The following is a 9,675-nucleotide window of genomic DNA, read 5'->3' on the forward strand; positions in this document are numbered from 1 at the left end:
GAGGAAACGCCTTGCTCCATCTCGAACCAAGAAGCTAAGCTCGTCCTGGCTGATGATACTCTCCCTTACTGGGATGTTGGAAAAGTAGGTCGTTGCGGGCTTTGTTGTTAATCTGCTTAATTCTTATATTTAATCAAATTTTATTTTTATTTATGTTACTTGTATATTATTTTTAAATTTTTTTGCATTATTAGGTCTGACAACTTGATGTTGCCTTATTCGCAGGCTCACTCTTAAATGCAGAGGATAAATTTAGCCCTGTCATTGTCATACATGGCGGTACTAGCGGACTTGAGCTTACTAAAGATGAGTTTAAAGTGCGCGAAGAGCCTATGAAAAAGGCGCTTTTAGCAGGCCAAGCTGTGCTTGAAAAGGGTGGTAGCGCCATGGATGCGGTGACGGCAGCCATTATGGTGTTAGAAGACGATCCAAATTTTAATGCTGGCAAAGGCGCGGTATTTACAGCTGATGGCTTTAATGAGCTAGATGCTTCTATTATGGACGGTTCTACTAAAAAAGCAGGCGCAGTCGCAATGGCAAGACATATCAAAAACCCAATCCTTGGTGCAAGAGTCGTCATGGATAAGACTTGGCACACTCTTGTTGCAGGCGATGGAGCTGACAAGTTAGCTAAAGAAAACGGCCTAGAGATGGTTGATCAAAAGTACTTTTTCACGCAGTTTAGATATGACGCACTCCAAAGAGCAAAAGAGAAACAAAAGCTTATGCTTGATAGCGAAAAGACAAAGAAAACCTCACTAAATTTATATGAGCGACCATATCTTGGCACTGTTGGAGCGATAGCACTTGATAAAAATGGCAACCTAGCCGCAGCAACAAGCACTGGCGGCATGACAAATAAAATGACTGGTCGTATAGGAGATAGTCCGATAATTGGCTCTGGAACATATGCAGATAATGACTCGATCGCAGTCTCTTGCACAGGTACAGGCGATATCTACATGCGTGTAAATGCAGCTCACGAGGTCTCAGCCCTCTATAAATACAAAACCCAGAATGTGCAAAAAGCAGCTGAAGAGGCCGTAGCTCAGGTAAAAGCCCTAGGTGGTAGCGGTGGTATCATCTCTATCGATAAATCTGGTAAGACTGGCTTTGCTTGGACTAAAGATAAGCTTGGTATGTATCATGGTGAGGCTAGACTTGGAGCTAAACCAGTCGTTTACTGGCCACTTGGCGAGAAATGATTAGATAGCTAGGCCAGATTCTATCTGGCCTAGTTTTTAAAGGGAGAAAGTTTATTAAAATATATAAATTGCTCCAAGAACGATAAATGCTCTTAAGCAAAAACCGCCGATTAAAACACCATATTCATTGTATACGCAGGATTTGATGCCCTCGCTACATCCGCATACTGCTCCGTCTTTTGTTACACCACATCTTTGTAGCATAAATTTACTGCCACCAATTAGCGGTAGTACAAGACCAAGCACTATAAAGCCTATCCAAAACATCGGAGCTAGAGAGCCTGATACTATTTTGGTTATGCTAGCCATACCTGCTGCTTCGTTTCTAACGCTTGCAAATAGCATTAATAGGGCAAAAATTTCAAGTGCCACTAAAATAGTGTGAAATTTATGCGACTCATGGCTTAAAACGCCACCACCACTTAGCACAGATATAGCGTTTACGCTAAGGCCTGTTGATATGGCTGAGATAGTAAATAATATCGGTAGCCAAATACTTGCCCAAAGTGGGATCGCTTTTACTACATATAAAAGTAGTCCAGTATATCCCATCACGCCAAGTGCTAGCAGTGAGCCAAGAGTGAGCATCATATCGCAAATTTTGCCACCTTTTTTAACTTGTAAAAGCACGAGTACGCTAACTATTATGAAAAATGTTAGAAGATATGTGCCGATACTCATTATAGAAACTGGTCTTGTGTAAAGACCTATGATCTTAGCTGGATTGATCGCTGCGCTTGGTGCTAGGTCAAATAGCAAAAGTGCAGTTCCAACTATGACCGCTATTGGTGCGAGCAAAAATCCAAATTTGTAAAATTTCTCATCAAGCTTGCCCAAAAAGCCTTTGTAGGCTAAGGCCGAACACAAAAACGCCCCAGCACCTAAACCACCTAAAAAGAGATATATGACTATGAGCCATCCCCAAGTTGTTTGTTCCATTATCTATCCTTTAACTCTTAAAAGTTAGAAGAGCTCTTGACTGCTCTATCTCGTTTTCAAGATATAAATTTAAAAAATCAGCAAAGCTCACATAGGCTTCTAAATTTGTAGTCTCCTTACAGCGAGAGCTAAATTTATAAAACCACTCAAACGGATGAGTGCGGATGAAGTCATATTTTTTATGTAAAATTTCATCCATTTTCTCTTTTTCGTCTGCTTGTAAGGCATTGAAACTTAGAAAGTAAAGGTATTGCAGCTCGTATCCGATGAAATCATCTGGAAATTTATCAAACTGCTCTTTACTGAGCTTTAGCCCAGAGCTTTCATAAAAGCTTCGCACCTGCATGGTCTTCTCGCCAAACATCGTTTTATAATCAAAATAAACCGACTCATATGGCTCAGCTTTTGGGTGTCTTGGCCCTACAAATAGCCTATTAAATTCATATCTTAGCTCGTCTAGCAAATTTAGATCATCTTTACACTTATTTAGCCAAAGTATGAAGTCGTGATTTTTAAATTTATCACTAAAATTAAGGCTTAGGCTTATGAGCTCATCTAAATTTTGCTCCCTAAGCTCTACTAAGAAAAATCGCCTTAAAAAGTCTTCAACACTAAGGCTAACGCTAAGCTTTTCTTTGACCTTATCCATCTTTTACTCTTTAGTGTATGAATTCGTTTCGCTTCATTCTTGGATAAAAGCGGATATTTGGCTTAGTAAAGAAGTGTTTAAAGCCTGGCATCTCTTTTTGCATACCAGCACTGTCGCTGACGTTGCTATCAACTAGTTTTAGTACTCCACACGGACAGCCTGCTACGCAAGCTGGCTCTTCGCCACGCTCAAGTTTTTCGGCACAAAGGTTGCACTTTTGAGCCTTGCCGTCTTTGCCTTTTGTGATAGAGCCATAAGGGCAAGCCATCAAGCAGTATCCACAGCCTATGCACTTATCATGAAGTGGCTGTACGACACCATTTTCAAGCTTGATATAAGCTCCAACTGGGCAGACATCCATACAGGCTGGCTCGTCGCAGTGATGGCAAGAGTGAGTTATAAAGATCTCTTTTTCTATGCCATCTTCATGTATCATAAGGCCATCGACATGTCTCCAGTTTATATCTGGATCTTGGTTGTGATAGACTTGACATGAAATTTCACAAGCCTTGCAGCCTATACAAAAGTTATAATCAAATAAAAATCCTTGTTTTCTTTTCATCTTAGACCCCTTTACATCTCTTGTTTAGCTGCTTTTTTTACTTCACAAAAGCTAGCTGTATAAGTTGAGCCATTTCCTAGATCGCTAACGCCATCAGAGCAAAGGATATTTGCTCCAGTTCTTGATTTTGTCACTTTTACCCAGATGTTGTTCCACGCATAGACTATGCCTGGGTTCATTTGATTTGTCTCGACTGCTGTAAAGACGGCTGTACCTTTTTCGTTTGTTGCCTCAACCGTGTCTCCATTTTTAATACCGCGTGCTTCCATATCTTCACGTGTCATAAATAGCTCAGCATTGCCCTTAACGATAACCCTTTTTAAGATATAAGGCATATTGCCCCAGTTGGAGTTGTCTTGGAGCTGAGTACCCGGCGTCATGAAATAAAGCGGATATTTTTTGAGATAGTCTTTCCCAAATTTATTGCTCTTTTCATAGTAGTCCCAGTCAGTTTCAAGGTCTATTACTGGATGATAGCCTGCGTCTTTAAAGGTTTGTGAGTAAAGCTCGCATTTTCCACTCTTTGTACCAAAGACTAGTTTGTCTTTTGGCGCATAAGGGTAGTATGGGAACTGATCTTTCATTGTTTCAGGCGTTCTAAATGGCTTGATCCAGCCGACTGATTTTAGTTTTTCATAGGTGATGTTTTGTTTTTTGGCAAATTCTGTATCCAAAAAGCGTCTGCAAACCGTTTCACTATCCCAGTTAAAGCACTCTTCTGTATAGCCCATCGCTTTTGCAAGAGCGTTGAAGAACTCTAAATTTGTCTTAGCTTCGCCTAGAGGTTTTACGCTTTGAGCGTTGTAGCAGACGTATCCAGAAATTTGGTCGTTTTGGATATCCTCACTCTCCATAAATGTAACACCAGGTAGAACATAGTCAGCATAGTCACAGGTATCTGTTTCGTAAGGATCAATTACAACCAAAAAGAAGTCATCGTCCATTACACGCTTTTTGATCAAATTTGTATTTGGAGCTGTTACCATTAAATTTGAGTTGTAGTTGATACATGCTCTAATGACAGTGTTTATAGGCTTGTCAAGATATGTTGGATTTTCTTTTTGTATGCCTTTACCAAATTCTATATAGCTTACTTGCTGTCTTTCTATCTTTTTGCCATCTTTATCTTTTGGAGAGAGATCTGGCATACAGTTATCGAAGTTAAAGCAGCCTTTTACATGCACATATGCCCAAAATAGTCCTCCACCAAGTTTTGTAAGGCAGCCCGTAAGTACCGGCAAGAAGGTAACCGCGCGCACTAGCCTTGCGCCGTTAAAGTGTCTTTGGCCGCCATCGCCGTGCATGATAGCTGGTGCTTTTGCGTGAGCGTACTCTCTAGCAAAGACTTTTATCTGATCCACACTTGCTCCGCACATCTCAGATAGTTCGCCATAGGTGTAGAGTGAGCACTCGTGCACTAGATCTTCAAAGCCTGTTGTGTATTTTTCCACAAATTCATGATCATATAGATCTTCTTCTATTAAAAATTTACAGACCGCTAGACAAAATGCAGGGTCACTAGATGGTTTTAGCTGGATAAACATATCTGCTTGGTTTGCTAGAGGAATTCTTATCGTATTTATAACGATGATCTTTCCGCCTCTTTTTTTAACACGGTGAGCAAATCTTATCCAGTGTACGGCCGTATAAGCTTCGTTTGATCCCCAGCTGATATACATATCACTCTCGTCGACCTCAAGTGCATCTTTTGAGAAATCAGTACCTATAACGCTAGGAGTACCCGCGTATCTTGGCCAGTCGCAAGGGTTTCTAACAAGTCTTGTGGCTCCATATTTTTCAAAGAAATTTCCCGGTGCGATAGTTTTTGAGATATGTCCCTCGTTGCCAGAGTAGACAAACTCGGTCAATGCTTCGCCGCCAAATTTCTCTTTTATCTCAGTTAGCTTTGCAGCTATCTCTTTTAAGGCTTGATCCCAGCTTATCTTCTCCCATTTTCCCTCGCCTTTTTTACCGACTCTTTTCATAGGGTGCATGATGCGGTCAGCGTTATATAGATGCATGGCATAGGTGTGACCCTTGACGCAGACTGTGCCTTGTGTTAGCGGGTGTTTTGGATCGCCTTTTATGCTTACCATTTTGCCGTCTTTTATCTCAGCGATCATCGAACAGGCATCACGGCAGTTTCTAGGACAGGTTAGGTAGTGGTACTCTACATTTTCCTCGTTCTTATAGGATTTTGGGTTAAAATCCACCTCAAATTGCTCCATACCAAATAGGCTAGGAGCTGTTCCAGCTGCTGCTAGAGCTGCTCCGGTACCTTTTAGGAAAGAACGTCTTTGCATGTTTTCTCCTTAAATTTGATAGCTATTTCATCTCAAAGATAAAAACTTTATTCTCTTTGCCTTCTCGTGAGAAGATGTAAAATTTATTATCTTTGATCGCTAATGCTCTTGGGTTATTTACCCCACTAAAACTAAAAGCCTCGTCTATCTCTTTAGTGGTCAAATTTAACTTTAAAATAGTTGAGAAATTTTTGCTTAAAAGATAGAGCGCATCAGGCTCCACATCAACACCAGTAATGTAGTAGTTGTTTAAATTTCTACCCTCTTTTAGTTGCAAATTTGCTCCAGCTTTTGGTACAAATTCTTCTAAGATCATCTTGTCATCACCGTCAAATATGGCGACACTCCAGTAGTCTCTAACATCATTTGGCACGCTAGCTGTGTAAAATTTATTCTCACTTTCTAGGTAGTCCCAGCCTAAGACATACTGCTGTTTTGATCTAATGGTAGAAAATCTGCCCTTATTACCAAGGTCGTTTAGCTTCCATGCGTCATATCCAGCTAATAGGTGCCTCCACTGGCTATTTTGCTCGTCTTTGCTAAGGTTGCTAGCTGGCTCATAGAAGACAAAAGTTTTGTTGTAACTTATCATGCCAAGCTCTTTTTTATACCAAGTAGCTCCAACTGTTGCTTCCATTTCCATTATAAAATGGCGGTCGTGTTTGGCGTAGCTAACTGGCTTTAAATTCTCATCCGCGATGTAAAATTCGTTGTCGTTTGAGACAAGAGCAAACTGCTTTTTGCCCTCATCGTAGTCAGCTCCAGTTATTGCATTATCATTTTGCAAATTTAGAGTGATCGTCTCTTTAAGCCCAAGCTCTTTTGTGTTTTGGATAGCTCCATTTTTGCTATCCATATCAAAGTTAAAACCAAAAGCAAGGCTTGCCAATGCGATAAAAAATATTATCTTTTTCATCTTTCTCTCCTTACTTCGCTAGGTCTGGAAGCTCAGGGTTCCAGTCAAATCTAAAATCAAGCGAGCTATCCCAGTGGTCTTTTTCCCAGAACCATTTTGAGGGATCGATACTTATTCTAGGCGGTGTGCTAGATCCTAGATATGGTGGTGGACCAGAAGCTATAAAGGCTTGAACACAGTTTGCAAGGATAACTACGATAAAGACTAAATTTGCAAATTTACCAAGTGGCAAGTAGCTTAAAAAGTCGCCGTATTCGCCATTTGAGCTTTTTTGCATGATAAGGCCTAAGTTTTTGCTAAACAAAAATATAAAAGCTAAAAATATGATCACACAAAAATCAACAACCATAACCCAAAACTGAGTGTGGGCACCTAAAATTTCAAGGCCAAAACCTTGTTTGATGTCAAGATAGCCGCCAAATGTTCCATCTAGGCTGTAGTGGATAAAGCCGTTAAATATGCCCCAGCAAGCCATTAGTAAAAGCGCTGCTAGATAGCCAGGCTTTAGTCCGTACCTGATGATGAAAAGTGCTATTAGGCTAATGGCTATCATCGTGATCCTCTCAGCCCAGCACATTATGCAAGGGTTATCACCTAGTCCAAAGCCAAGCACCAAGCAGGCGATACCAACTGGAAGTGCGACAAGAGCGGTGATAGCTAGTGACATAAGGTTGAAAAAGCCTTGTTCGTTTGCTGGGATTTCATTTTGTTTCGTTTGCATCTTGCCCTCCTAAAAGTTGCCTATTGGCAAGACTACCCATAAATTTACGTAAAATTCTAGTGCAACTAGTATTACGCACCCCAAAGCCAAGCAGGACGTTGCTATTTTCTTCATTTGTGGCTTTATGTATAAGATAAGCCCACTAATCAGAAATAGCGTCAAAATTAGAAATTCCATTTTGAGCTCCTTTTTCGTTAGTTTTTAAACTCTAAACATGTTTATCTGAGAAAAATAATATAACTATAATTATTAAATTTAGTTTAAAATATATATTTTTATAGCTAATTTTTACTTTATATAATAAAAATTCGTAAATAAAAATATATTTATACAAAAATATTTTATATAATTAAGCTATATTTAATTAAATTAATATTAATTTTTACAAAATTATTTTTATTAGTTAGTTTGTAAATTCAAATTAGCTTAAAGAATAGTTATGTAATATTTTTGCAAAGGAAAAAGGGGCGGTAATGGAAAATATATTTTTAGAATCATATGATGTTTTTAAGGTATGTAAATCCCCAAGCAAATTAAAAATTTATGATGAATTTTTGCAAAATAACAAAAGGTACTCTATAACACGTTGCTACTACGTCATCGTGGTGGATAATACATTTTTAACCTACTCACATCTCATGGTCTATGAGCAGCTACTCTATCTTTTGTACTCACAAAATAAACTAAAAAATGGCAACTTTTCACTTACCCTTAAAAAAGCAGAGCTTGCTAAGAAATTTAAAACAGATATCACAAAAAGTGCCACCGATACGATAAAGTGCTTTTATGAGATGCAGGACGTGAAAATTTCGATCTTTGTTAAAGACAAGATCGAAAAGCAGATGAATATAATCGAATTTATAGATGCAGAGCAAACCGACAAATATGGCGAGCTACAAGATGAGATAAATGTTAGGCTAAATCCCGAATTTGTCAAGCTTTACCGATGTATATACCTTGATAAGATCGAGTATTTAAACAGCTTTGACATAGAGCAAGGCAGCTTCATAAGATACTTCATGCAGCACGAGCTAGATGGTGGCGTAAGAAGCTCAGCTATCATCGATAAAATGGGCGTTTTAAACTATTTGCCTTTTGCTTATAAAAAGCGTTTCGAGCAAGAGGTGGCAAATGTTAGCTTTTATTATAAAAATGAAAAATACGAGATAAAAGATGGCTTTGTGGTCGTCACAAACCACGAAAATAGAATGATGGATAATCAAAATGCCTCTATTGAGCTTTTTGGCCTTATCTACGAGCAGATCACTAAAAACTGCACCAAAAACATCGTACTAAATGATGCAAACTTACAAAATTATTATGCTAGATTTGGTAAATTTGAGACAAATCAAACTATCTTTAAAATTTTTAGCAACATGGAGCTCATGCTAAATCACTCAATGCAAAAGGAAAATACCAAAATTTCTTTCTTCTCTCACTTTTTTGAAAGCATAGTCTGTAAAAGGGATACGGAGTTTGAAATTTTGATCGAACTAAATCAAAAAGGCTTTGAGTATATCATCTCGCGAAGTGCAAATTTAGACTTTTATAACGTGGAGTCGGCTGACTACGGACTTACGTCATATCCAGCTAGCTCTTGTGCGGTGGGCGGGAATTTCTAAATTTAGTTGATTTTGGCTTTTAGCTTGGCGATCATATCATCAAGCTTGCCGCTATCTTGAGCGTTTTTTAGGCATTCGTTTATCTCGGTCATCTTTTTGGTAAATTCGCTTTTTATAATGCCAGCTACAAATTCCTCGCTGCTAGTCTCGTCTAAGATAGGATACATATCTCGCCAGATATCTTTGATCCACCAGCCGCATTTTGATATGCAAGGAAACTCTTTAAGCTCGCCAAGCTTTAGGCTCATCATAACCTCATCAGAGCATTTGATATCGTCTGTGACAAAGTCTTTATGTGCGCTATCAAAGCTCGTAAACATGCGGTAGCCAAGGCTTGATACGTTGTTTTCAGAGCAAATTCTAAACTGAAAAACATTATCTTCATAGTCTAAATTTGATATGCAAATTTGATGTTTTTGGGTGAAATTTGGAAACGAGTTAAACCTTTTATCATCTATGTCAAGCTGCCATTTTGAGCCACTATCGCCAGTTAAAAACTCTTTAAAGCTTAGTTGTACAAATTCTTTATAGCTTGTTTCCTCGGCTGTAAAAAAGTCATAATTGCTACTGTTTTTTTCTTTAAAGTCTTTAAATTTCATTTCATTTCCGATCAAAAAAGTGTAACTATTTTACTACTTCTTAGGATAAAAGTTATTAAATTTTACGAAATTTATAAGATTTTTTATTCACGAGTCATTTTGTTTTTAAAATTTGAGTTGTGTAGCAAATGTTTTTTCAAAAACAAATCAAATTTCATC

General features: G+C 38.5%; 10 protein-coding genes and 1 rRNA gene. 3 read left to right on the forward strand and 8 right to left on the reverse strand.

Annotation, left to right across the window (positions count from 1 at the left end; all coding sequences use genetic code 11):
• Both rrf and G6W42_RS10175 read left to right on the forward strand, forming a co-directional pair.
• Positions 1 to 101, forward strand: a 5S ribosomal RNA gene (gene rrf, locus G6W42_RS10930); the annotation flags it as partial.
• A gap of 168 nt (positions 102 to 269) precedes the next feature.
• Positions 270 to 1,205 (forward strand): isoaspartyl peptidase/L-asparaginase family protein, encoded by a 936-nt coding sequence (locus G6W42_RS10175; RefSeq protein ID WP_346010475.1) that lies wholly within the window; start codon positions 270 to 272, stop codon positions 1,203 to 1,205.
• A 54-nt stretch (positions 1,206 to 1,259) separates the two neighbouring features.
• Here G6W42_RS10175 and nrfD read toward each other — a convergent pair whose 3' ends face one another.
• The 7 genes from nrfD to G6W42_RS10210 are packed head-to-tail and all read right to left on the reverse strand — an operon-like array spanning position 1,260 to position 7,472.
• A complete protein-coding gene (nrfD, locus tag G6W42_RS10180; protein ID WP_194173909.1) occupies positions 1,260 to 2,144 on the reverse strand; it encodes an NrfD/PsrC family molybdoenzyme membrane anchor subunit in 885 nt (294 codons plus the stop codon).
• Positions 2,145 to 2,154: 10 nt separating this feature from the next.
• Complete coding sequence (locus tag G6W42_RS10185; protein ID WP_194173910.1) at positions 2,155 to 2,793, reverse strand: TorD/DmsD family molecular chaperone; 639 nt, start codon at positions 2,791 to 2,793, stop codon at positions 2,155 to 2,157.
• Positions 2,794 to 2,803: 10 nt separating this feature from the next.
• Positions 2,804 to 3,355, reverse strand: a complete 552-nt coding sequence (locus G6W42_RS10190; protein WP_012140509.1) for a 4Fe-4S dicluster domain-containing protein — start codon at positions 3,353 to 3,355, stop codon at positions 2,804 to 2,806.
• An 11-nt stretch (positions 3,356 to 3,366) separates the two neighbouring features.
• The gene (locus G6W42_RS10195) at positions 3,367 to 5,658 is read right to left on the reverse strand and encodes a molybdopterin-containing oxidoreductase family protein (RefSeq protein ID WP_194173911.1); all 2,292 of its coding nucleotides are present in this window, start codon (positions 5,656 to 5,658) and stop codon (positions 3,367 to 3,369) included.
• Between the two features lie 22 nt (positions 5,659 to 5,680).
• Positions 5,681 to 6,574: a hypothetical protein gene (locus tag G6W42_RS10200; RefSeq protein WP_194173912.1), complete on the reverse strand. Its 894-nt coding sequence runs from the start codon at positions 6,572 to 6,574 to the stop codon at positions 5,681 to 5,683.
• 10 nt (positions 6,575 to 6,584) lie between these two features.
• Positions 6,585 to 7,295: a disulfide bond formation protein B gene (locus G6W42_RS10205; RefSeq protein ID WP_194173913.1), complete on the reverse strand. Its 711-nt coding sequence runs from the start codon at positions 7,293 to 7,295 to the stop codon at positions 6,585 to 6,587.
• Between the two features lie 9 nt (positions 7,296 to 7,304).
• A complete protein-coding gene (locus G6W42_RS10210; protein WP_169748866.1) occupies positions 7,305 to 7,472 on the reverse strand; it encodes a hypothetical protein in 168 nt (55 codons plus the stop codon).
• Between the two features lie 296 nt (positions 7,473 to 7,768).
• On the opposite strand from G6W42_RS10210, the gene G6W42_RS10215 reads away from it, so the two are divergent.
• Positions 7,769 to 8,917 (forward strand): hypothetical protein, encoded by a 1,149-nt coding sequence (locus tag G6W42_RS10215; protein WP_194173914.1) that lies wholly within the window; start codon positions 7,769 to 7,771, stop codon positions 8,915 to 8,917.
• Between the two features lie 2 nt (positions 8,918 to 8,919).
• Here the strand turns inward: G6W42_RS10215 and G6W42_RS10220 are convergent, their stop codons facing one another.
• Positions 8,920 to 9,516 (reverse strand): effector protein, encoded by a 597-nt coding sequence (locus G6W42_RS10220; RefSeq protein ID WP_194173915.1) that lies wholly within the window; start codon positions 9,514 to 9,516, stop codon positions 8,920 to 8,922.
• Positions 9,517 to 9,675 lie beyond the last annotated feature (159 nt).

The sequence above is a fragment of the Campylobacter concisus genome, from assembly GCF_015230015.1.
Taxonomy (GTDB): domain Bacteria; phylum Campylobacterota; class Campylobacteria; order Campylobacterales; family Campylobacteraceae; genus Campylobacter_A; species Campylobacter_A concisus_AF.